The sequence below is a fragment of the Pseudogulbenkiania sp. MAI-1 genome (genome assembly GCF_000527175.1).
Taxonomy (GTDB): Bacteria; Pseudomonadota; Gammaproteobacteria; order Burkholderiales; family Chromobacteriaceae; genus Pseudogulbenkiania.
This window is the reverse complement of record NZ_AZUR01000001.1, coordinates 1,386,624-1,408,916: the sequence shown is the minus strand read 5'-3', so window position 1 is coordinate 1,408,916 and position 22,293 is coordinate 1,386,624. Positions and strand designations below refer to the sequence as shown.

General features: G+C 62.5%; 19 protein-coding genes. 6 read left to right on the top strand and 13 right to left on the bottom strand.

What is annotated here, in order from left to right; all coding sequences use genetic code 11:
- Positions 1–300 precede the first annotated feature (300 nt).
- The gene (locus tag PSEMAI1_RS0106520; protein WP_024302093.1) at positions 301–861 is read left to right on the top strand and encodes a helix-hairpin-helix domain-containing protein; all 561 of its coding nucleotides are present in this window, start codon (positions 301–303) and stop codon (positions 859–861) included.
- 176 nt (positions 862–1,037) lie between these two features.
- Here PSEMAI1_RS0106520 and PSEMAI1_RS0106515 read toward each other — a convergent pair whose 3' ends face one another.
- The 5 genes from PSEMAI1_RS0106515 to PSEMAI1_RS0106495 form a co-directional block, all read right to left on the bottom strand.
- Positions 1,038–2,006: a dipeptidase gene (locus PSEMAI1_RS0106515; protein ID WP_024302092.1), complete on the bottom strand. Its 969-nt coding sequence runs from the start codon at positions 2,004–2,006 to the stop codon at positions 1,038–1,040.
- A 209-nt stretch (positions 2,007–2,215) separates the two neighbouring features.
- Positions 2,216–2,890 carry a sarcosine oxidase subunit gamma gene (locus tag PSEMAI1_RS0106510; RefSeq protein ID WP_024302091.1) on the bottom strand — a complete coding sequence of 225 codons (675 nt, stop codon included), beginning with the start codon at positions 2,888–2,890 and terminating at the stop codon, positions 2,216–2,218.
- Entirely contained in the window at positions 2,883–5,900 is a 3,018-nt protein-coding gene (locus tag PSEMAI1_RS0106505) for a sarcosine oxidase subunit alpha family protein (protein WP_024302090.1), read from the bottom strand. The genes PSEMAI1_RS0106510 and PSEMAI1_RS0106505 overlap by 8 nt, the downstream gene beginning before the upstream one ends.
- Positions 5,897–6,193, bottom strand: coding sequence for a sarcosine oxidase subunit delta (locus PSEMAI1_RS0106500; protein WP_024302089.1), 297 nt, complete (start codon positions 6,191–6,193; stop codon positions 5,897–5,899). The genes PSEMAI1_RS0106505 and PSEMAI1_RS0106500 overlap by 4 nt, the downstream gene beginning before the upstream one ends.
- Positions 6,194–6,203: 10 nt before the next feature.
- Positions 6,204–7,457: a sarcosine oxidase subunit beta family protein gene (locus tag PSEMAI1_RS0106495; protein ID WP_024302088.1), complete on the bottom strand. Its 1,254-nt coding sequence runs from the start codon at positions 7,455–7,457 to the stop codon at positions 6,204–6,206.
- A 365-nt stretch (positions 7,458–7,822) separates the two neighbouring features.
- Between PSEMAI1_RS0106495 and purU the strand changes: the two genes are divergently transcribed.
- Both purU and PSEMAI1_RS0106485 read left to right on the top strand, forming a co-directional pair.
- Positions 7,823–8,686 carry a formyltetrahydrofolate deformylase gene (gene purU / locus PSEMAI1_RS0106490; protein ID WP_024302087.1) on the top strand — a complete coding sequence of 288 codons (864 nt, stop codon included), beginning with the start codon at positions 7,823–7,825 and terminating at the stop codon, positions 8,684–8,686.
- Between the two features lie 140 nt (positions 8,687–8,826).
- On the top strand, positions 8,827–10,809 hold the full coding sequence (locus PSEMAI1_RS0106485) for a helicase-related protein (protein WP_024302086.1): 1,983 nt from the start codon (positions 8,827–8,829) through the stop codon (positions 10,807–10,809).
- Positions 10,810–10,918: 109 nt separating this feature from the next.
- On the opposite strand, the gene PSEMAI1_RS0106480 is transcribed toward PSEMAI1_RS0106485, so the two are convergent.
- A complete protein-coding gene (locus tag PSEMAI1_RS0106480; RefSeq protein WP_024302085.1) occupies positions 10,919–11,707 on the bottom strand; it encodes an ABC transporter substrate-binding protein in 789 nt (262 codons plus the stop codon).
- A gap of 22 nt (positions 11,708–11,729) precedes the next feature.
- Positions 11,730–12,965: a M20 aminoacylase family protein gene (locus PSEMAI1_RS0106475; protein WP_024302084.1), complete on the bottom strand. Its 1,236-nt coding sequence runs from the start codon at positions 12,963–12,965 to the stop codon at positions 11,730–11,732.
- 25 nt (positions 12,966–12,990) lie between these two features.
- Here PSEMAI1_RS0106475 and PSEMAI1_RS0106470 point away from each other — a divergent pair, with 25 nt between their 5' ends.
- Together PSEMAI1_RS0106470 and PSEMAI1_RS0106465 are read left to right on the top strand one after the other, a co-directional pair.
- The gene (locus PSEMAI1_RS0106470; RefSeq protein WP_232219852.1) at positions 12,991–14,064 is read left to right on the top strand and encodes a LysR substrate-binding domain-containing protein; all 1,074 of its coding nucleotides are present in this window, start codon (positions 12,991–12,993) and stop codon (positions 14,062–14,064) included.
- Between the two features lie 113 nt (positions 14,065–14,177).
- Complete coding sequence (locus tag PSEMAI1_RS0106465; protein ID WP_024302082.1) at positions 14,178–14,909, top strand: ABC transporter substrate-binding protein; 732 nt, start codon at positions 14,178–14,180, stop codon at positions 14,907–14,909.
- 223 nt (positions 14,910–15,132) lie between these two features.
- Here the strand turns inward: PSEMAI1_RS0106465 and PSEMAI1_RS0106460 are convergent, their stop codons facing one another.
- From PSEMAI1_RS0106460 to PSEMAI1_RS0106450, 3 genes are all read right to left on the bottom strand, one after another.
- The gene (locus tag PSEMAI1_RS0106460; RefSeq protein ID WP_029770518.1) at positions 15,133–16,242 is read right to left on the bottom strand and encodes a hybrid-cluster NAD(P)-dependent oxidoreductase; all 1,110 of its coding nucleotides are present in this window, start codon (positions 16,240–16,242) and stop codon (positions 15,133–15,135) included.
- Positions 16,243–16,264: 22 nt separating this feature from the next.
- The gene (locus tag PSEMAI1_RS0106455; protein WP_024302080.1) at positions 16,265–17,605 is read right to left on the bottom strand and encodes an MmgE/PrpD family protein; all 1,341 of its coding nucleotides are present in this window, start codon (positions 17,603–17,605) and stop codon (positions 16,265–16,267) included.
- A gap of 96 nt (positions 17,606–17,701) precedes the next feature.
- Positions 17,702–18,913, bottom strand: coding sequence for an aromatic ring-hydroxylating dioxygenase subunit alpha (locus tag PSEMAI1_RS0106450; RefSeq protein WP_024302079.1), 1,212 nt, complete (start codon positions 18,911–18,913; stop codon positions 17,702–17,704).
- A 397-nt stretch (positions 18,914–19,310) separates the two neighbouring features.
- Here PSEMAI1_RS0106450 and PSEMAI1_RS0106445 point away from each other — a divergent pair, with 397 nt between their 5' ends.
- Positions 19,311–19,901, top strand: a complete 591-nt coding sequence (locus PSEMAI1_RS0106445; protein WP_024302078.1) for a dimethylsulfoniopropionate lyase — start codon at positions 19,311–19,313, stop codon at positions 19,899–19,901.
- On the opposite strand, the gene PSEMAI1_RS0106440 is transcribed toward PSEMAI1_RS0106445, so the two are convergent.
- The 3 genes from PSEMAI1_RS0106440 to PSEMAI1_RS0106430 form a co-directional block, all read right to left on the bottom strand.
- Positions 19,879–20,202 (bottom strand): hypothetical protein, encoded by a 324-nt coding sequence (locus tag PSEMAI1_RS0106440; protein ID WP_024302077.1) that lies wholly within the window; start codon positions 20,200–20,202, stop codon positions 19,879–19,881. The two genes, PSEMAI1_RS0106445 and PSEMAI1_RS0106440, sit on opposite strands and share 23 nt — an antisense overlap.
- A 50-nt stretch (positions 20,203–20,252) precedes the next feature.
- The gene (locus tag PSEMAI1_RS0106435) at positions 20,253–21,182 is read right to left on the bottom strand and encodes a LysR substrate-binding domain-containing protein (protein ID WP_024302076.1); all 930 of its coding nucleotides are present in this window, start codon (positions 21,180–21,182) and stop codon (positions 20,253–20,255) included.
- 78 nt (positions 21,183–21,260) lie between these two features.
- A complete protein-coding gene (locus PSEMAI1_RS0106430; protein ID WP_024302075.1) occupies positions 21,261–22,262 on the bottom strand; it encodes a LysR substrate-binding domain-containing protein in 1,002 nt (333 codons plus the stop codon).
- Between the last annotated feature and the right edge of the window lie 31 nt (positions 22,263–22,293).

Sequence of the window (22,293 nt, the reverse complement as noted above, 5' to 3'; positions counted from 1 at the left end):
CCCGATGACACCAAGCGGGGCGAGCTTTTCTTGCCGCACCATGGTGCCGAAGCCCTACCTGGCCGAGCGGCGTACCAGCGACCCATTCTTGCCGGTGAGCGACATGTCATGAATGAAAAAGGGAGAATAAAAATGCGGGGGAAAGCCCGTTACGACGTGTGTCCGCGGCGGACAGAACTGTCCATCGACGCCATTAAGAAAAGAAACTTAACAAAATGAAGGGGAAAATTAACAGTTTCGAACAAGCTCTTGGCTACCATCAAGGTCCCTCTCAAAACCCGTCAGGGAAAAGGAGCCTTAATGAAAACCCTTCCGATCCGTTCCTACCTCGCAGGTGCCCTGCTGATCGCGGTGAGCAGTTCCGCCGCCCTGGCACTGAATATCAATACCGCCACCACGGTCGAACTGGAGCAAGCCGGCTTCACCAAGATACAGGCCGAGAGGATCGTGGCTCACCACAAGGCGCATGGCGATTTTCGTTCGTCGGCCGACTTGCTCAAAGTCAAAGGCGTGACCAAGGCTACGCTGCAGAAAGTGAACGCCAAGCTCGCTAGCGACGCGCGTGCCACCGCCCGTATGGATGCGGAGGCGGCCACCGCAGGGCAAGCCACCGCGGGCCAGGCCGGTGCTGGTGCTGGTGCTGGTGCTGGTGCTGGTGCTGGTGCGGGTAGCACTACCGCGGCTCAGCGCCCAATGGAAGCCTCCGGTGGCGCAGAAGCGGGAGTTGGGGCTGGAGCTGGAACCGGTCTCGGTGTCGGTGTAGGGGTCGGTGTCGGTGCCGGCGTTGGAGCCGGCAGCAGCGGCGGAGCCGGGGTAGGCGTCGGCACCCAAGGCGGAGCCAGCATCGGCATCGGTCAGTAAGCCTGGATCCCGTTGACGGGGCGCACGGACATCAGCGCCTCATCCGAACCGCGGACATAGCCCGGCCCAGTCCTAGGACTGGGCCGGGCTTTTTAACGCAGGGGTGTCCCCCGTGGATGGATCATGAGACAAAAAAACCCCGGCATGCATGGCATGCATGCCGGGCAACTCACGACTCACTCTCCCCAAACTTCTCCAAACACACGCAACCAGTTCTCGCCCAGCACCTTCTGAATCTTGCGCTCGCCCCAGCCGGCCTTTTCCATCGCCGCGGTCAGGTTTGGCGTCTCGCCGATGGTGCGGATGCCTTCCGGGTTCAGGATGGTGCCGAAATTGGTCAGGCGGCGGTAACGGCCCTTGTCGTGGGTGATCCAGTCAAAGAAGCCCTTGTCGTAACCCTGGGTGAAGTCGGTGCCGAAGCCGACGCAGTCCTCACCTACCAGGTTGATCACGTAGTCCATCGCCTCGACGTAGTCGTCCACCGTGGCTTCGATGCCGCGCTTGAGGAAGGGCGGGAACATGGTGACGCCGATGAAGCCGCCGTGGTCGGCGATGAACTTGAGTTCCTCGTCGCTCTTGTTGCGCGGGTGTTCCTTGAGGCCGGACGGCAGGCAGTGCGAATAGGTCACTGGCTTCTTGGATTCCAGGATCGCCTCTTTCGAGGTGTGGCTGCCGACGTGCGACAGGTCCACCATGATGCCGACGCGGTTCATCTCGGCGATGACCTCGCGGCCGAAGCCGGACAGGCCGCCGTCGCGCTCGTAGCAGCCGGTGCCGATCAGGTTCTGCGTGTTGTAGCACAGCTGCACCACGCGCACGCCCATGTCGGCGAAGGCCTCGATGTAGCCGATGTTGTCCTCGAAGGCATGGGCGTTCTGGAAGCCCAGGATGATGCCGGTCTTGCCATCGCGCTTGGCCTGGCGGATGTCCTCGGTGGTACGCACCAGCGACAGGATGTCGCTGTTGTCACGGATCTTCCGCTTCATATCGGCGATATTGTCGACGGTATCGGTAAAGCCTTCCCACACCGACACGGTGCAGTTGGCAGCGGTGAGACCACCCTTGCGCATATCGTCGAACACCGAGCGTTCCCACTTGGCGATGATCAGGCCGTCGATGACGATGCTGTCTTTATGCAGTGACATGTTTTCTCCTTGCGGGCACCCTACCCGCCTTTAGGAAATGGTGCATGAGGCGATTGCGACCAACCTCGGCAGCAGCGACCGTTTTTTGCCGCAGCCCGACATGGCCTGGCGCACATCGACGGCCAGCGCGCTGGCATCAAGCGAAAAGAAAAATGCCCCCGAAGGGGCATCAAGGGGATGGTAATAACCACCGGGAACAGTCAAAAAGATCAGGCCGTCACCGCACGCTTGGCCGGACTGCCGGCGTCGACCAGGCGCAGGAACGGGTTCTTGCCGGCCGACGGCAGCTTGGCCACGGCAAAGCGATACGGTATCGCCGCCTTGGTGATCAGCAGCCACAGGTAGTCGGCGAAGCTGCGGCGGATCACCAGGAACACGCCGTCGCCATCCACCCGGCACACCAGCGCGCCGGCCTTACCCAGCACGGTGCTGGCAGCGTCGCCCGCCTCGATCGATTCGAAGTCGTACACGCCGAGGTGGCGCAGCAGCGTGACGTGCTCAGCCCCGGACAGGTAGACCGTGGTCAGACCGCCGCTGTTATCCACCGCCTGGGCGAACAGCCCGTCGAAGTGCTTGGCGCAGGCCGCCAGCAGCGCCGGCACGGCGGCGCGGGCGGTGACCAGCAGGCATTCGTCCGGCGATTGCCAGATCAGCACGCCGGCCTCGCCGCTGCTGAAGCGGCAGGCGGCGGGCACCGCCAGGCCGGTGGCCTTGGTGATGGCCTGGGCCACGGCGGGGTCGGCCAGTTCGCCGCGCAACACGATGTAGCCCAACAGCGGCAGCTCGTTGGCGCGCACCAACTGCTTGCTGTCGGCCGGCACCGCCTGCGCCGGCAGGTTGAAGTTGACCAGCGGCGATTGCAGGTAGGGTTGGAAGTTAGGCATGTTGACGCACCCCTTCTTGATCGACGAATACGGAGGAAACCACCTTGGCCGGGTGCATCTTGCCGTGCGCCCACACGTAGACGGTTTCGCCTTCGCGTTTGAGACCGCCCTTCACCACCGCCATCGCGATGGAGCGGCCGAGGAAGGCGCTGTGGTAACTGGAGGTCACATGACCCTGCATGTCGGCCGGCGTCTGCGTGTTGCGGCTCGACAGGATCTGCGCGCCTTCGGCCAGAACCACCTTCGGGTCTTCGGTGTACAGGCCCACCAGTTGCTTGCGGTCGGAACGCGTGGTGTCGGAACGCGACAGCGAACGCTTACCGAGGAAGCTGAACGGCTTCTTCATACCCACCGCCCAGGCCATGTTCAGGTCGATCGGGCTCATCGAGCCGTCGGTGTCCTGGCCCACGATGATGAAGCCCTTCTCGGCACGCAGTACGTGCATGGTCTCGGTGCCGTACGGCGTGATGTCGAACTCCTTGCCGGCCTCCATTACCTGTTCCCAGATGTAGTGGCCGTAGCAGGCGTCGACGTTGATCTCGTAGGCCAGTTCGCCCGAGAACGAGATGCGGCACACGCGGGCCGGCACGCCGGCGACGGTCCCTTCACGCCAGTCCATGAACTTGAACGCGTCGGCCGACAGATCGATGTCGCTACACAGCTTCTTGAGCACGGCGCGGCTCTTCGGGCCGACAACGGCGGTGGTGCTCCAGTGGTCGGTCACCGAGGTGAAGCGCACCTTCAGCTCCGGCCATTCGGTCTGGTGCCAGCGCTCCAGCCAGTTCAGCACGCGGGCCGCGCCACCGGTGGTGGTGGTCATGTAGAAGTGGTCGTCGGCGATACAAGCGGTCACACCGTCGTCCATCACCATGCCGTTCTCGTCCAGCATCAGGCCGTAGCGGCACTTGCCCGGATCGAGCTTGCTCCACGCGTTGGAGTAGATGCGGTTGAGGAATTCGCGCGCATCCGGACCCTTGATGTCGATCTTACCCAGGGTCGAGGCGTCCATTACACCGACGCTGTTGCGGGTGGCCAGGCACTCGCGGTCCACCGCCTGGTGCATGGTCTCGTTGCCCTTCGGGAAGTACCACGGCCGCATCCACTGGCCGACGGTCTCGAACAGCGCACCGCGTGCGACGTGCGACGACTGCATCGCGGTGTAGCGGCGCGGGTCGAAGGTGTCGCCGACGTGGCTGCCCGCCAGCGCGCCGAAGGTCACCGGGGTGTAGGCCGGGCGGTAGGTGGTGGTGCCCACTTGCGAGATCGGCATGCCCAGCGCCTCGGCGGCGATGGCGAAGCCGTTGACGTTGGACAGCTTGCCCTGGTCGGTACCGAAGCCCAGCGCGGTGTAGCGCTTGACGTGTTCGATCGAGCGGTAGTTCTCGCGCACCGCCAGGTGGATGTCGGCGGCGGCCACGTCGTTCTGGAAGTCGACCAAGGCCTTGACGCCGTGCCCTTCCGGCTTGCCGTCCGGCACGCGGAACACGCGGCGGGTCGGCTGGATGTCCTGGTCTTCGCTGACCGGGCAGGGGCTGGACGCACTGCGGCCGAAGCCGATCAGCATCGCGCTCACCGAGGCGTGCGTCTGCGCCAGCGCCTCGCCCAGGGCCCAGCGGCCGGTGATGGCGCCGGCCACGCTGATGCCCTGGCGGCCTTCGTCCGGAGTGACGAACGACAGGCGCTCCTCGTTCCAGTACGGGCGGCCGTTGTTGTGGCAGAACAGGTGCACGGTCGAGGTCAGCCCGCCGGAGGACAGGATGGCGTCGGCCGACAGGGTCGGGCCTTTGCCGGTCACGGTCAGGCAGTGCGGGTCGAGCTTGACCAGCTTGGCGCCGCTGGCGGCCTTGCCGCCCTGCACCTCGGCGATGCCGTAGCCGAGCAGCAACTCGACGCCGGCCTTCTTCGCTGCGTCCAGGCGCCAGGCGGCGGCGCCGCGCTGACGGGTGTCGATCAGCGTCACGCGGCTGCCGGCCTCGGCCAGATCCAGCGCGGTGTCGTACGAGGCATCGTTATGGGTGAGCAGCAGCACCTTGCGGCCGACCGCCACGCCGTAGCGGTTCAGATAGGTCTGGCCGGCGGCGGCGGTCAGCACGCCCGGGCGGTCGTTGTTGCCATACACCAGCGGGCGTTCGATCGCACCGGTGGCCAGCACCACATGGTGGGCGCGAATCTTGTGCAGGCGCTGACGCGGCAAGGTGGCGACGCGCTGCGTGATCGGCAGGTGATCCTGCACCAGCTCGACCGCCTGCACCAGGTTCTGCTCGTGGTGGGCGAACGCCGTGGTGCGGGTCAGCACGGTAACGTTGGACAGGCTCTTCAGCTCGGCCAGGCGCTCGTTCACCCACTTCATCGCCGGCTGGCCGTCGATCACGGCGCGGGCGTCGGACAGCATCCAGCCGCCCGCCTCGCTCTGCTCGTCGACCAGCAGGGTCTTCAGGCCAGCGCGGCCGGCCAGCGTCGCGGCCCACAGACCGCAGGCGCCGCCGCCCACCACCAGCACGTCCACGTGGTGGTGCAGGTGGTCATAGAATTCCGGATCCGGATCGACCGGAGCGCGGCCATAACCGGCGGCCTTACGGATGACTTTTTCGTAAAACGGCCAGGCTTTCACCGGACCCATGAAGGTCTTGTAATAGAAGCCCGGCGGCATGAAGCGGCTGAACGTGCCGGCCAGCCCCTTCAGGTCGAAGTTGAGCGACGGGAAGCCGGTGGTGGTCGTGGCGGACAGCCCCTCGTACAGCTCGACCTGGGTCGCTTTCAGATCCGGCACGGTATAGCCGCCGGTCTCGAGCTGGATCAGCGCGTTCGGCTCTTCGGCGCCATGGCCGACGATACCGCGCGGGCGGCCGTACTTGAAGCTGCGGCCGATCAGTTTCACGCCGTTGGCGATCAGCGCCGAGGCCAGCGTATCGCCGGCGAAGCCCTTGTATTTCTTGCCGTCGAAGCGGAAGCTGACCGGCGCCTTGTCATTGATGCGCTGGCTATTGCGGTGGACACGGTAAGCGCTCATGCTTCGCTCTCCTTCAGATACAGCTCTTTGCCTTCAGCCAGCGTCCAGGTGCCGGCGATTTCATAGCTGACGGTGTTGCGCTTGACCGCGAACACCTTGCGGCAACCGGCGGTGTGCTGCCATTGCTCCCAAAACCAGCCACGCGTGTTCTTGCGCATGAACAGGTAGTCGCCCCATTCGGCCTCGGTCGCCTCTTCCGGCTTGGCCGGACGGGCGATGTAAGCCTCGCCGGCGTAGCTGAATTCTTCTTCCTCGCGGGTGGCCCCGCAGTGCGGACAGTGAATCTGGAACATCTGCGGCTCCTTAGTGTGCAACGCCGGCGGCGCCGTGCTCGTCAATCAGATGACCGGTGTTGAAGCGGTCGAGCGCGAACGCCTTGTTGAGCGGGTGCGCCTCGTCGTTGGCGATGGTATGCGCGAACACGTGGCCCGAACCCGGGGTGGCCTTGAAGCCGCCGGTACCCCAACCGCAGTTGAAGTACAGGCCCTTGACCTTGGTCTTGCTGATGATCGGGCAGGCGTCCGGCGCCACGTCCACGATGCCGCCCCACTGGCGGTTCATGCGCACGCGAGAGAAGCTCGGGAACAGCTCGATGATCGCCGCGGCGGTGTGCTCGATCACATGCGGGCTGCCGCGCTGACCGTAGCCGAGGTAGCTGTCGATACCGGCGCCGATCACCAGCTCGCCCTTGTCGGACTGGCTGACGTAGCCGTGTACCGCGTTTGACATCACCACCGTATCCAGGCACGGCTTCATCGATTCGGACACGAAGGCCTGCAGCGGGTGGCTTTCCAGCGGCAGGCGCACCCCGGCCATCTTGGCCAGCGGCGTCGAATTGCCGGCGGCCACACAGCCGACGCGGTCGGCGAAGATGTCGCCACGCGTGGTCTTGACGCCCTTGATGCGGCCGTCTTCGATGATCATGCCGGTGACTTCGCACTGCTCGATGATGTCGACGCCCAAGTCGCTGGCGCCGCGGGCGAAGCCCCAGGCCACCGCGTCGTGGCGCGCTACGCCGCCGCGCGGCTGGTAGCTCGCGCCCATGATCGGGTAGCGCGTCTTGGCGCTGATGTCGATCAGCGGCACGATGTCCTGGATCTCTTTGGGCGACAGCACCACGGCATCGATGCCGTTGAGATTGTTGGCGTTGACGCGACGCTCGATGTCGCGCATGTCCTGCAGGGTGTGGCCGAGGTTCATCACCCCGCGCTGACTGAACATCACGTTGAAGTTCAGGTCCTGCGACAGGCCTTCCCACAGCTTGAGCGCGTGTTCGTACAACAGCGCCGCCTCGTCCCACAGGTAGTTGGAACGCACGATGGTGGTATTGCGCGCGGTGTTGCCGCCGCCGAGGTAGCCTTTTTCCAGCACGGCGACGTTCTTCACGCCGTGGTTTTTCGCCAGATAATAAGCCGTGGCCAGACCATGGCCGCCGCCGCCGACGATGATCACGTCGTAACGGGGTTTCGGCTGCGGACTGCGCCAAGCCGGCTGCCAGCTTTCATTGTGTTTGAGCCCGTTCTTCAACAGGCTCCAGAAGGAGTAACGGTTTGCCATGGGACAGGTCCGTATGAGGTGCCAAGGTGAGCTCATTCTTGGCGAGCCGGCCCCGTCCCGATTGACTGGAAAGGACGATCACTTGCCGATTTTCGACAAAGTCCACCTTGATCCAGCTCATATACCCGACATTTGTTCCGCGCAAGTCCCTCCAGAGCCCCGCCGCTTCGGCAAAAGCCGGCCAAAGCTCCTGTCCGATCGCTCTCCCGAGCCATGTCCAAAAAACGACAAAATCCGGCGGCTGCGGGCCAGTCACGCCTACACGCGCGCGTTAAGGTGGCGCACAGAGGGTCCCCACCGGACCGCGTCGATCAACGGAACGTCAAAAGGAGCGGCACACCGCCAGCCGGTGACCGAAAAACGACATGTCGCAATCCCAACACCGCTACATCCTGGCCTTCACCTGTAAGAGCGCCCCGGGCCAGATCGCCCGCGCCTCGCACCTCCTCGACACGCACCACTGCTATATCGACGAACTGGCGGTCTTCGACGACGAAGACACCCAGCGCTTCTTCGTGCGCTGCACCTTCCACCCGCTCGGCGACGGCTTCGACCGCGCCGCTCTGGAAGCGGGCCTCGCCGACATGGCCGGTCACTACGACATGCAATGGACCCTGCACGACACCCACACCCGTCCGCGCGTGCTGATCATGGTGTCGAAACTCGACCACTGCCTGAACGACCTGCTCTACCGCTGCAAGATGGGCGACCTCGACATGGAAGTCACCGCCATTGTCTCCAACCATGCCGACCTGGCGCCGATCGCCGCCGCGCACGGCCTGCCCTACCACCACCTGCCGGTCACTCACGACACCAAGCCGCAGCAGGAAGCGGCGCTGCTGGAACTGGTAAACGAAACCCGCTCCGAACTGGTAATCCTGGCGCGCTACATGCAAGTGCTGTCGCCGGAGATGTCGAAGAAGCTGTCGGGACGCGCCATCAACATCCACCACTCCTTCCTGCCCGGCTTCAAGGGCGCCAAGCCCTACCACCAGGCGCACGAACGCGGCGTCAAGCTGATCGGCGCCACCGCCCACTACATCACCGACGACCTCGACGAAGGCCCGATCATCGAGCAAGTGGTGGAACGCGTCGACCATGCCTACCGCCCGGAACAACTGCTCGCCGCCGGGCGCGACATGGAATGCCTGGCGCTGGCGCGTGCCGTGCGCTTCCACCTCGAACGGCGCGTGTTCCTCAACGGCAACCGCACCGTGGTACTGCGCTGACCTCACCCAAGCCGGCCGCCGCGCCACTGCGGCGGCCTCTTTCTTAATCCCACCGCCCCCTTTCTGCTGCGCCGCACTATCCGCGCGCACCGACCTGCCCTATCATTCTGGTCGTTTGCCTCACGCCCCGCCTCGCCCCCATGACAGATAGCCTTCTCGACATCGACGCAACCTCCGCCCTCGACGCCTATTTGGATTCCCTCCAGGCCAAACTGGTCAGCACCGACGGCAGCTACGCCCTGTCGGTACATGGCGAAATCGTCGTCGGCACACACCGCGTGCCCTACCACCTGGTCCCGGACGAAGGCTTTCTCGGCAAGACTGCCAAATGGCGCAAGCTCGACGACGACGGGCGCCTCGCCCTCGTGCAGGAACGCTGGAACGTCGAAACGCGCGCGCGGCTCGAAGCGCACGTGCGCGACTGCGCCGAGCGCGTGCTGGCCATCGCCGAACAACATGAGATCGACCCCACCGGCGCGCTGCAAGCCTTCCTCGCCAAGTACGAGCTGGCAAAACGGCGCTGCTCGCTGGCGCTCGACCGCATCGCCGCGCTGCGCGACGGCCACGCCGCCTCGCGCCAGGCCGAAAAGACCCGCAACGCCGTCAACCTGTCGCTCTACCCGGAATCGTTCACGCTGGCGCAAAGCATGCGCCGCCACTTCATCGCCGTGCTGGGTCCCACCAACTCCGGCAAGACCCACGCCGCGATGGAACACCTGGCCAAGGCCGACACCGGCGCCTACCTGGCCCCGCTGCGGCTGTTGGCACTGGAAAATTACCAGCGCCTGCTCGACGCCGGCGTCGCGGTCAGCCTGATCACCGGCGAGCAGCGCAAGCTGCATCCGGACGCCACCCACGTGGCGAGCACGGTGGAAATGCTCAACCCCAACAAGCCACTCGACGTGGCGGTGATTGACGAAATCCAACTGCTCGACGACCCCGACCGCGGCGCCGCCTGGACCGCCGCCGTCTGCGGCGTGCCGGCCAGCACTGTGTACCTGCTGGGCGCGCTGGAAGCGGAGCCGGCGATCGAAGCTCTGGTCAAACGCGTCGGCGGCACGCTGGAAGTGAAGAAACTGCAGCGCAAATCGCCGCTGGTGATGGAAAAGAAACCGCTAGGCTCGCTCAAGAACCTGCAGGCCGGCGACGTGCTGATCGCCTTCTCGCGCCGCGAAGTGCTCAACTGGCGCGACCAGGCCATCGAACAAGGCTTCGCCGTCTCGGCGATCTACGGCAACCTCTCGCCGGAAGTGCGCCAGGCCCAGGCCGAACGCTTCATCGACGGCGTAACCAAGATCGTGGTCGGCACCGACGCCATCGGCATGGGCCTCAACACCCCGGCACGGCGCGTCATCTTCACCACCGCCAGCAAGTGGGACGGCTACAGCGAAGGCGAAATCCCCGCCGCGCTGGCCAAGCAGATCGCTGGCCGTGCCGGGCGCTTCGGCGCGCACGAGGCGGGCTACGTCGCCGGGCTCGACAGCCACACCCACCAGATCATCGCCAACCTGCTCAAGGAAGCCCTCGAGCCGCTGCCCACCTCCGGCTTCTACGTCGCGCCGAGCCTCGACTACCTGCAGCAGATCGCCGCCGCCACCGGCCAGAGCAAGCTGCAGGCGCTCTTGGAACTCTTCACCAAGCACATCAACGTGCACGACGAATTCTTCCTGCCCGCCAACCTCTCCGACCAGATCGAAAAGGCGCGCTGGCTCGACGCCCTGCCGCTGACGCTGACCGACCGCTTCACCTTCAGCCTGTGCCCGGTATCGACCAAGATCCCGATGCTCGAACGCGCGCTGCAGGACTGGGCACAATACCGCGCCGACGATCGCGTCGCCCCGCTCTTGCGCATGGAAGGCATGGGTGGGCGCAACGAACTGCAGTACCTAGAAGACACCTGCAAGCTCTACGCCGCCTACGCCTGGTTGGGCTACCGCATGCCCGACACCTTCCCGCACGGCGAGATGGCGCAGACGCTGATGCAATCGACGTCGGACAAGATCGACGCCCTCCTCCAGGCCCAAAACACCCGCCGCCACGGCCGCCGCCCGCAACAGGACAAACGCCGTGGGCCGGACAAGAGCAAGGGCAAGCCCAGGCAGTTCAAGCCGGGGAGGCGGTGAGCGCGGGTGCCGTGACATGTAACCATTACAGATGGCAATAGACTTTACTTGCCCTCCTTTTGACGCGGGCCGCTCGGCCTGGCCGGCGGCCTTCTCGGTATGGCAGGGCTCACTTACCGCCGTAAATGTCGAAGTCGAAGTATTTGTCGTTTATCCGCTTGTAGGTGCCGTTCGCACGGATAGTGGCGAGCGCCTTGTTCAAGTCCTCGCGCAGGGCGACATCTTCCTTGCGAACACCGATACCGTCCCCCACCCCAAAGAACTTGGCATCGGTGAACTCCGCGCCGGCAAAGGTGAAGTCCTTGCCTATCGGACGCTTCAGGAAGCCACTTTCGGCCTGGATCGAAGATTGGAACGATGCGTCCAGCCGGCCGGTGACCAAGTCGTTGTAGACCAGGTCCTGGTTCTGATAGGTGACGATCTCGACGCGAGCCGGCGCCCACATCGCCTTGGCGTACGCTTCCTGTGACGAGCCCTGCTCCACACCAACCCGCTTCCCCGCCAGCGAGGCTGCCGTCGGCTGCAACGACGAACCTCGCCTGACCACCAGGCGCGAAGGCGCGTTCGACACCTTGTTGGTAAAGGCGATCTGCTCCATGCGCTTGGGAGTGATCATCATCGACGAGGCGATCGCGTCGATTTTCTTGGCCAGCAGCGCCGGAATAATGCCGTCCCAACTGCTTTCCACCCACACGCACTTGGCACGCAATTGCTGGCACAGCGCTTCGGCAATATCGATACCGAAGCCAGTCAGCTTGCCGGACGGCGTCTTGTATTCCAGCGGCGGATAAGTCGGATCGACTCCAAGGCGAATCACCTTGCCCGACCAATCCGCAGCACTGGCCATGCCGGAAACCAGCAGCAATGCCAATGCTGCCTTCATCATTTTTGTACTCATCGTCTCTCTCCTGTTGTTACTACTACACTGTTGCTGCATTGTGCGCGGAGCCTTGACTCCACGTGCTTGGTGCACCTTCAAGGACACTCGCCGGTGCCAAAAACCGTTCCGTCAGCTTGACCCAATAGCTCGCGCCCAGCGCCAGGCAGTCGTCATTGAAGTCGTAACCGGGGTTGTGCAACTGACACCCTCCCTCGCCCGGGCCATTGCCGATGGTCACGTAACTGCCCGGGCAGCGTTCCAGCATGAAGGCGAAATCCTCGCTGGCCGTAATCGGCGGCATCTCGTGGACCAACCCCTCTCCAACCCAGTCCAGCGCCACTTGCCGAGCCAGCGCCGTGGCCGCGGGATGGTTGATCAGCGGCGGGTAAAGGCGCCGGTAGTCTATTTCCAGGCGAGCGCCGAAGCTCGCCGCCTGGGCCTGTGCCAATTCGGTGATGCGCTGCTCCAGCAGATCGCGGGTGGCCGGCGTCATCGCGCGCACGCTCAGGGTCAGCTCGGCCTGCGCGGGAATCACGTTATCGACGGTGCCGCTGTGGAAGGAGCCGACCGTCACGACCGCCACCTCTTGCGGATCGACATTGCGCGCCACGACGCTCTGCAAGGCCAGCACGATGGAGGCCGCGACCACCACCGGGTCGACCGTCTTGTGCGGCATGGCACCGTGCCCTCCCTTGCCCAATACCTTGATGGTGACGGTGTCGGCAGACGCCATGCAGGCGCCGCTGACAAAACCGAAACTGCCCGCCGGATACCCCGGCACGTTGTGCATGGCAAACACGGCATCACAGGGAAAGCGCTCGAACAGGCCCTCCTCCACCATCTTGCGCGCCCCGCCCAAGCCCTCTTCTGCCGGCTGGAAAATCAGGTGCAAGGTGCCACGAAACGAACGGGTTTCAGCCAGGTAACGGGCCGCGGTCAAGAGCATCGCGGTATGTCCGTCATGGCCACAGGCATGCATCACCCCCTCGACCCGGCTGGCATGGGGCAGCCCGGTGCTTTCCTGAATCGGCAGCGCATCCATGTCCGCACGCAGACCCAGAGATGGGCCGTCACCGTTGTTCAGCGTGCCGACCATCCCGGTCCCACCCAGCCCGCGTGTCACTTGGTAGCCCCAGGCTTGCAAGCATGTGGCGACCAGATTGCTGGTGGCGATTTCCTGGAAGCCCAGTTCCGGGTGGGCATGGAGACGCCGGCGCAGCGCGACCATTTCCGCTTCGATGGCGGCGATGCCGGGCAGGACAAAGTCCGCGTGCATAAAGAATCCTTGCAAAAGTCAATCAATGGCACCACGCGGCGTGTTGCCCGCGTGGCGATGGAAGCTCATGTTAGGGAAGCGGAAATGGCCGAGGAAGCCGCAATTTGGTTATGATGACAACCATCGGTTGTCAGGCAGGTGCACAGTGAAACTACATCAATTGCAGGCTTTGGTAGCGAGCGCGGAAGCCGGCAGCATCCGTGGGGCGGCACGGTCATTGAGTATCTCGCAAGCGGCCGTCACCCGAGCCTTGCGTGAACTGGAGGCCGAGCAGCAATTACCTCTGCTGGTGCGCAGCCCCAGCGGCTTGAGCTTTACCGAGTACGGCAAAACACTACTCAAGCATGCCCGGCTGATGCTGAACCAACTTGCCCAGGCACAGGACGACCTGTCGCGCTTGCGGGGGCAGAATGTGGGCCGGCTGAACGTCGGCGTCACCCCATGGATCATGCTGACCTTCTTGCCCGAGGTGGTGCAGCTGTTTCGCCAGCGATTGCCTGAAGTGCAACTGGAGTTGTATGAAAGCCTGATGGCCGTGGCTCAGCCCCTGCTGCGGGATGGCAGCATGGATTTTGCGATTGGCCAGTTGCAGCCCTCGGCCACATCGGTCGAGTTCAGCAGCGAAGCGCTGTTCGACTATCAGACCGCCGTCATGGTCAAACGCGGGCATGCCTGCCAGGACTGCCGCTCGATCCACGACTTGCTGGAGCAGAACTGGACGCTGAACTATGCGCCCGATGGCCACCAAGCCTTGATGCACGAGGTGTTCTGGCAGCATGGCGCCAGCATCGAGGAGCATCGCATCGTGCGAGCGCATTCCTTGGCGATGCTGCAGATCATGGTCGAAATGGCCGACATGTGCACCTGGGGCCCCTCCATCTTGAGCATGGCCCCGTCCTTCCTCGGCCGCCTGCATGTCGTCCCTTTGGCCGAGACGTTTACCCCCCGTCAATTGAGCATTGTCCGGCGACGCAACAGCACGCTCAGCGGTGCGGCGGAATGCTTCATCGACTGCCTGCTGCAAGTGATTCGCCGCCACTCCCGATCCGCCAAGAAAGAAGATCAGCAACTGTTCGAAACCCTGACCCTGTTGGTGTGACGAAAATAATCGGCCTTGGCCCATTACTCGCATTGTGCAGAAACCTCGGCAAGGGAGCGGTGCTTGACTAAACTACCTATCGTGGCTTTTCTCCATTATCGAGGAGAAAGCGTATGTGGCGTGTCCTGGCCCTATTGCTCGGTCTGATGCTCTCCGCCCCTGCCTGGTCTGAAAAAATCACTGCGGCAGCTGACCCCTATCCCCCTTTCGCAGACCCGAGTCATCCCAAACAAGGCATTTCCTTGCAAATTATTCGGGCCGCGTATGCCACCCAAGGCTACACGGTTGAGATGCACTTCGTTCCTTGGGCGCGAGCGATCGCCGGTGTAAAGAACGGCGAGTATGACATCCTGCCCAATACTTGGTGGACGCAAGAGCGGACGGCGTTCCTGCTGTATAGCGACCCCTATATGAAGAACGAGATCAAATTCATCAAGCGTAAGGGAGATCCATTCGAATACAAGGGGTTAGGCAGTTTGACAGGGAAGACGGTGGGTATCGTCCGGGGGTATGGCTATGGCGACGAATTCCTCAACGCCGCCAACTTCAACCGACCCGAGGTTGTCGAAGTCATGCAAAACATCAAGAAGCTGGTTCTCGGTCGGATCGACCTGACACTGGAGGATGAGGTCGTCGCCCGCTGGATCATCAAACACGATGCCCCCAACCTGCTGCAACAGATCGAGTTCACGCACAACGCCTTGTCCACTCAGCAATTGCACGTGACCAGCGGTTTGAAGAATCCGCGCCACAAGGCCATCATCGAGGCGTTCAACAAGGGACTGGCCACCATCAAGGCCAACGGCACCTTCGACAAGATTCTCCGGGAGAACGCTCTGAAGTGATCACGTCCTGCGCACGGCGCAGCAGAGACACGAGAGGCTGGTCACCTGCCCCCGACAGGAACAGTGCGGCAGTTGCTTTGCTCCCTGACAGGTGACCCAATGCCGCCTTCGATCTTTTTTCCGCGCCCGATGCCGTGGCTGCTGCTTTCCCAAGGAAAGCCGTTGGAGGTCTATGAAGCATCCGTGCCCGAATACGACACCGCTCCGGATGGCTCACCCTGGGTCAGTACTCCAGACTCACATCGGATTTGGCTTTGGTGCAGCAGGTGAGTACATAGCCTTCGGCGATTTCTTCCTCGGTGATGCCGCCGTTGTGATTCATCTCCGTCTCGCCCTCCAGCACTCTCACCCGGCAGGTGCCGCAGATGCCCATGCCGCAGGCTTTGGGGATGGTGAGGCCGGCGCCGGCCGCCGCCGCATGCAGGGTGGTGCTGCTCGCCACCCGCACCGACTTGCCGGACTCCTTGAAGGTCACGCAATGGGTGTCCTGCGCGGCCTCTGCGTGCTCGTGGGCCTCGGCCGCATGCTCCTCGGCCAGGGCGATGTCGGCCTCCGGCGTCGCACCGAACGACTCCTCGTGGTAGCGCGACATATCGTAGCCGGCTTCCTGCAGGAAGTGGCGGACGGCGCGCATATACGGAGCCGGCCCGCAGCAGAAGACCTCACGCTCGAGAAAGTCGGGGGCGATCAATTGCAGCATCGCCCGGGTCAGGTAGCCACGGTATCCGCTCCAGACCTGGCCGATCTCGGTCCGTTCGCAGATGAGGTACAACTTGAAGTTCTCGATGCGGGTGGACATGTAGTCCAGCTCGGCCCGGTAAATGATGTCCCTTGGCGTGCGGGCGCTATGGGCGAACACCATGTCCACTTCGGAGTTGGTGTCGAAGAACCACCTCGCCATGGACATCACCGGGGTGATCCCGACGCCTCCGGAGAGATACAGCACCTTCTGAGCCGGATAGTCGATGCAGTTGAACTGCCCGACCGGACCATGCACCGGGAGCAGATCCCCTTCCTGGAGATTGTCGTGCAGCCAGTTCGACACCACGCCACCCGGCACCCGCTTCACCGTAATGGAAAAGCTGTAGGGAATCGACGGTGCGCTGGAAATGGTGTACGAACGCATCACCTGCTTGCCGTCGATCTCCAACTCCAGAGTCACGAACTGGCCGGGCTTGAAGAAGAACAGCACCGGCTCCTGCATGCTGAAGCAGAAGGTCCTGACGTCGTGGGTTTCCTGGATGACCTTGCGGCAGCGCACAAGGTGACGACCATTCGTCCAGGTCTGGGTATTGACGGGGTTGAGGTATTCGGAGCTGGTCAGGCTGAGCATGGGGGTGGTTCCTTTAAGCAGTTTACTGCACGCCATTCAGAATGAGATCGAATAGCGGTGCACAGGTGGGGCTGTCGGCGAGCTCGGCCACCCGTTGTTCGATGGCTTGGCGGTGCGATGCCGCAAGGCTCACACCGGCCATCCGGTGAAACTTGTCGCGTAATTCCTCTGCGGGTATCGGCGTGGCAGGGTCGCCTTTGGCTGCGGTGGTATCACTGCTGAGCACGCGCCCGTCCTTGAGCCAGAGATGAACCCGTGACAGGATCTCTTCGGGAAAACGGCTCGACAGGTCGTCCACTTCGACGATCTCGATGCGCTGGCTGAGGGCACGGATGTCGACGGCGTGAATGGCGTCGCCGGTCACCTCCGCGGGGCCGACCTGCCTGCGGCAGATCAGTGCCGCAAGCGGAAAGGCCAAGCCATACTGGGCTTCGTCGGCGTTGGCCGGGGCATGCCCCTGCAGGCGCATCGACTCATGGAATGTCTCGACCCGAATCCGCTCGATGTTGTCCGCGTCGACACCGGGATGCTGCTGCCGCAATGCCTCCATCGCGGTGAGCGCCGGCTGCGCCCAGCGGCATACCGGCCAAGGCTTGAAGTATTGGGCATCGATCTCCCAACGCTGTCCGAGGTCGTGCCACTGGGCCGCCACGGCGGTCGACTCGATGGTCTCGGCCGGCGCGCCCGTCACTCCCGCCTTCGCCAACAGCAGCGCGTTGATGCCCGCATACGCACCCGCGCCGTGGGCATCACGCAGCATCGAGGGATGATCGACCAGCCGCATCATGGGGCAGCGTGGGCCGAAGTATTCGGCGATACCGAGAGCATGACGGAAGGTGGATTCATCCATGCCCAGCAGCCTGGCCCCACCACAGACCACCCCAATGCCCGAAAACGATCCTGAGGCGTGGTACTCCGGAGCCGTCGCCATCAATGCCGCGCCGGCACGCAGCGCCGTTTCGTACGCGATACACAGCGCGCTCAGGAATTCCTCACCACTGATCTGATGTCCCTGCTGCCGATAGGCATCGGCCAATGCCAGCAAAGCCGGTACCACGGTGGCACCGGCGTGTCCCTTGGAGGTGAAGTGACCTTCGTGGGCATCCAGGCTGTCGACGCAGAAGCCACCAGCCCAGGCGGCCCCCAAGGGGTGGACGTGGCGCCCGTCGAACATCAGCCGGCTGGCGATCCCGGTCGCTGGATAGTGTTCGCTGGCGTATTCGCGAAGCACCTGGCTGGTCTGGTTGTTCCGCGCCCCGGCGGCCACCCCGAGGATGTCCAGCAGGCAAGTCAGAAGACATTGACGGGTGGCAAGCGGGGCTTGCGTGAAGTGAAATTCCTGGATGAATGCGTATAGCGACATTTGGCTCTCACACCTGGCCACTTGGCCGGACACGAAGTTTGAACATCAGGGGATGGCGCTGCCCGCGCTGCGGGCAGCGCCGTTGCGAAGAAAGGATCAGTCTGCGAGCCGGGACTTCATCGTCTCGCAATACCAGTCGTCGAACTGGCAAGGGCCGTTCTCCGCCAGATCCGAATAGCGTCCCGGCTCGTAAACCGGCGAGCTCACCCCGGCATGCGTCCCCTCGACGAGCTTCCGGTCCTGGTCATTGGTCGCTATCCATACACGGGTCAGGTTATCGAGGTCATAGTCGACCCCCTCTTGGGCATCCTTGTGCACCAGCCACTTGGTTGTCACGGCAGTCTCGCCAGGACCAATGGGCAAGACGCGGAAACTCAGGGCGTGGTCGCCCAGGAAATGATTCCAAGTGGAGGGGTAGTTGAAGTACAGCAGCGCCCCGATATTCTCCACTCCGCTCTGATCCAGCCGACCGGATACCGCGGGCTTGCCGTCCATGGTGTAACTCCGTGCGTTGGCGGCCAACGGGATACGGGTGATGCGATACTGGCCGCCTTCGGCCATGACCAGGCGGCTTGGCAGTCCACCCGTTTCACAACGATCCAGAAAGGCCGCCAGCTCCGGATCCTCGTCGCCGACAATGCCGGCCACGGAGAGGTTTTCGACGAAGGAGTTCAGCAGTTCCGGGTGAGAGCCTTCGCAGTGGTAGCACTCGCGATTGTTCTCGAACACCAGCTTCCAGTTGCCCTTCTCGACGATGGTGGATTCATAGGCGACTTTGCAGTCCGCGAGATTGTGAGGCGCGATGAAGGGCGTCAAGGCCTGGCGAAAGGCTTCGAAATCGGGGGCGGTTTCGGCCACACAGACGTATATATAAGTCTCTACCACGGCACAGTGGGCCTGCTTGAGCCCGTGATTGAGAGGGTCGAAGTCGCTGCCCATGTTACCGGCAAACAGCAGTTTGCCGTCCAGACCAAAGGTCCACTTGTGATAGGGGCAGACCAGCCTGGCGGATTTGCCACTGGAACCCTGACATACCTTTGAACCGCGATGGGGACAGACATTATGAAATGCGCGTAATTCACCGTCGCTACCACGCACCAGGACAATCGGATAGTCACCGATCTGTAGCGTCATGAATTGACCGGGTTTTTCCAGTTCGAAGGTATGTCCTGCAAAAATCCACTCTTTATGCCAGATCTGCGCCAGGTCATCGCGATACACGTCCGGGTCAATATACAGTTCACGCGAGAGAACGTGACGCGGCTTGCGTTGCTGGATAAGGGCGAGTGTTTTGGTCTGGTTGCTCACTGCTACTAACTCCTCTTGTTTACTCCGATTGGGATTCTGCCGTCGGCCATCCCTGACGAATCGAGTATTGGGGGAGCGAAAAAAAGCGTCAACGCGCTATATTTTCCCTTTCGCATTACCTGAAGTAATGCGAAATCAGCGCGCCTGACGCTACCGTCACGCCGCTATCCATGTCAGCAGAACGTTGGCGTAACCCATAACTTGATGTAATGCGATCGAGAAAATAAAGCAGATTTGCCGCGAAGACCCGCTTTCTAATTTCGCATAATATTGGGAGACAATATGTCGCGGCCGATAGCAATACTGGCTTCTGAGGGTGCGGAATAAATATATGTTGTTGCGCACCCTATTCCGCCTCATACGGCAAAGTAATCTCGAACTCGGCTCGGAGCACAACATGACCACTCGCCCTGAAGACGTACAGGCTTTTATCCGAATCGCCGAAGCCCTCTTCCAATCGCAAAAACTTCCGGAAGCGGGACGAGCCGTCGCGGCCCAGGTGTTCGCGCGGCTGCAAACCCCGTCAGATGACGGGGTAAGACACAGCACACGGTATCCGGCTTGCGAATGGCTGGACGCTGCGCTGGCGTCTATCGCGGAAGACGACACCCCGTATGGGGCCGCTGCCCGGGCCATCAAGCTCCTCGAACCTGCGTTGGGGTGGTCGCGCCGTACCTCGGGTGCAAATGGGAGCGAAAACTATATCGATGGGCACGTACACGGCATGATTTGCGGGCCTGGCGGCGCCGAGAGCCGCTATGACGTTCAACTCGGCTTTTCTATCATGTCGCCCCATGTGAGGTATCCGGACCATAGCCATCCGCCGGAGGAAGCCTACGTGCTGTTGACTGATGGGGAATTTCGCCAGAAAGACGGGGAATGGTTCAACCCCGGAATCGGCGGCGGCATACACAACGCCCCTAGCAGCCTGCATGCGATGAGGTCTGGCTCCGCCCCCTTTCTCGCTATCTGGTGTTTGTTGACTTGAGGGCTGGTTGGCGTCCCCTGCAGGCGAGCGCCGCGCGGGCGATCATTTCGACATTGGCGGCCACCTGCTGGCTGGCGGTCTGCTGCTGGTTCATCGCCACCGAGATCTCATCGGTGGCCAACTGACTCGCTTCGCTCTGTACGCGGATGCTGGAAAGGGTACTGCTGGCGTTTTGAACGCTGGCGGAACTCCGTTCCATGCCGGCACGCGCGGCGGCCATACCCTGGGCGGTGCGTTCGGTGTCGTTGCAGATGGTATCGACTAGGCGCCGGATATCGTCGGTAGCGGTTGAGGACGGCAATCAGCAGGAACTTAGCGGACAGCTTGAGGCAGCCCATCAGGCTGTGCGCGTCAGCTCGCCACCACGTCCTTACGCAGCCACTCGATCAAGGCCTCGATCGCCGGCGTCATGGTGCGGCCATGCGGAACCACGATGTAATACGCATCACTGACCTTGACGGATGCTGTCGTCAGCCGGACGAGCTCGCCAGTGGCCAGCAAATCATGAACCAGTCGCCCCCAACCCAGGGCGACGCCTTGTCCATCGCGCGCGGCCTGAATGGCATCTGTATACAAGCTGCAACGGAATGCGTAGTGCAAATGCGGCACTCGAAAGCCGGCCGCGTCGAACCATTCGCTCCATCCCATCCAGCCTTCCGATGTCGAGTCGGACTCGATGAGGGCCGTATCGGCCAGCTCGGCAAGCGAGTCAGGAGCCTTGTTCGCCTCCAGCCACCACGGCGAGCAAACCGGAAACACCTCTTCATCGAACAGCATGGTCGCGGCGCCCTCACGCCATTTGCCGTTGCCAAAACGAATGGCAACGTCGATCCCCTTGGGCAGCAGATCCGCGCTAAACATCTGCGTCGTCAGCCGTAGCTGCACATGCGGCAGAGACCGCTTGAGCGCGGCGAGTCTAGGCAGCAGGCGAAATCGCGAGAAGGCAGCAGTGGCGGCCAACACCAGCTCCTGTTGCTCGGCACCGCTTGCGAGCCGGTCGAACACCCCGGCAATCTTCTGCATGGATTCGGATACGACGAGATACAAGGCCTCGCCTTCAGGGGTCAGCTTGATGGCACGATGCAAGCGGTGAAAAAGCCGCACGCCGAGCGTCTCCTCGAGAAACCGCACCTGCCGGCTGACCGCCGCCTGGGTGACCCCGACTTCCTGCGCGGCAACGGTAAAGCTGCTTAGCCGTGCAACGGCTTCAAACTCGACCAGAGCCGTCATCGACGGTATCAGCCGCCGATAACCTTTCGTTTTTCCGGTCGTCGCTTTCATGTTGCGGCCTGGCCATGCGCCATCGTTCGGGGATTCGCCAATTTCATCAACAGGATTCACGCCTTATGTCAGCACACGCTATTTGATGGTTTCGGCTTGGACGCCACGCCATTCGCGCATCATCGCGTCGACTTCCTCGCCAAGCCATTCGCGAAACTGCAGATATTCAGGTCGAAGCTTGGCGTTCTTGTGTGTGATCAGATAGTGGTGTCGGTCATGGAACACGAGAGCATCCTGAACCGGCCGAATCAATAGCCCCTGCTCCACTTGGCGATGAACCAGGTGGTGCCAACCAAGCAGGGTGCCCTCGCCCGCTTCTGCCTGAGCGACGAGGAGCCGGTAATCGTTGCTCTCCAGATAATCGTCTTCGGTGACCCGGTCCGACTCATCGCCTTTCTGGAACCAGTTCCGCCATACCCGCCAATCAACATGCTCGCAAACCTGGGCTCTCCCCAACAAAGAAAGGTGCAAGGTAGGACGCGACAGCAGATCCAGCGGCTTCAGCTTCTTGTTTTGGAAATGCTGCTGATAGAACGATGGGCTGCAGACCGGGTACACAATGTCATGAAAAAGCGGCTCGACTTCATACTCCTGTTCACGCGGCGGATTCTTGGTGATGATGATGTCAGGCTCCATGAGCTCGTCCAGCTCCATGAAATGCTCCGTCACGATCACGTGCAACCTCATGTTCGGGAATCTCTTGCGGAACGACGGCAACCTGAACGACAGCCACAACGCGGAGAAGGTGTGCGAGACGCAAATGGTAAAGGCATGCTTGTCGGAGCGTCTTACCGCCTCGGCGGCCTCGGCGATATTCATGATCGAGAGGTAGGACGCGTTGTAGAGAATGCGTCCCGCATCGGTTAGCGCGATGTGCCGCCCTGTGCGTTCAAACAGGGCAACGTCAAGTGAATCCTCGAGCTCCTTGATTTGCCTGCTGATGGCCGCCTGCGTCACGCATAGCACTTCTGCCGCCTGGGTAAAACTCTCGTATCGCGCCGCGGTGACAAAGCATCTGAGTGCCCGTAACGACGGCATCTGCGCCAGGAGTCTGTCGGTAAATAACTGCTTCTTCTGCATGGTTACTACCTTTTAAGCGTGCGCTCGTGAG